The organism is Agrobacterium sp. K11 (genome assembly GCF_059429395.1).
This window is the reverse complement of sequence record NZ_JCAHRB010000049.1, coordinates 1-779: the sequence shown is the minus strand read 5'-3', so window position 1 is coordinate 779 and position 779 is coordinate 1. Positions and strand designations below refer to the sequence as shown.

At 50.6% G+C, this 779-nt stretch carries 1 protein-coding gene; it reads left to right on the top strand.

Translation table 11 applies throughout. The features are described from left to right. Positions 1-235 (top strand): hypothetical protein (locus AC5SEO_RS26890; RefSeq protein WP_495364208.1); only part of this gene is annotated, 235 nt, incomplete at its 5' end. Between the last annotated feature and the right edge of the window lie 544 nt (positions 236-779).

Here is a 779-nt window from a genome sequence, read left to right as displayed (position 1 = left end):
CGCCGACCGTCAACGCTCAAGCTGCCTGACCTGTGGCCTTCACCGGAGGCTTACGGTTCACCTGCAGAGTATAGCCCTGTGTTGTCCGGTTCAGATATGCGAGAACCTGCGGATCATTGACGAATGTCGATATCGAAGCTTTCACGATGATTATCTGGAGCAGAAGGGCGGTGCCGCCGCCGAAAGTCCAGCTATCGAGGAGTTTAAAAGAAGGGTTCGCCTGATTGATAATTGACACAGCCTAGTCGAAAAGTCTTTCCCATTGGCTCATCAGGACAGCTGTCAAGCGGCTAGGGTGAGGGTGTTGGTTATCGCACGAATATGAGCCACTCTTCCATTTCGAAGATATTCACTCTCACTGCGAAAAGATGTTTTCGGTCAATACCATAAAAGCAATGTGTTGGTACGATGCCAAATGAAAAACTGTTTTAAACCCAGCTGAGAACCGACAGCTAGCTCGGCAGATCGCGTCATCGATCGGCTGTTCGAGCTCTTGAAAAGATATATACTTAAGAATCGGGCCTGAATTCCCGAGGCTGGCAGAGGTTTCGACCAGCCACCCTAAGGCTTCTTCCCGCAGCTCCGATCGGCGTCGCCTTCGGAACGATTATCACGGTCGCGCTGAATTTGCCGAACCGCTGACCCCCACACTGCAGAAGTAGGAATCTACCGTAACAGACCGTTGCGCTATCACGAACTCTTCGGAAGTTTCGTCTTAAAACTCTCTTTCGCTTCGGCTGAAAGTGGACAAAGAGTGATTTTAGCTTAACGTCGCGAAC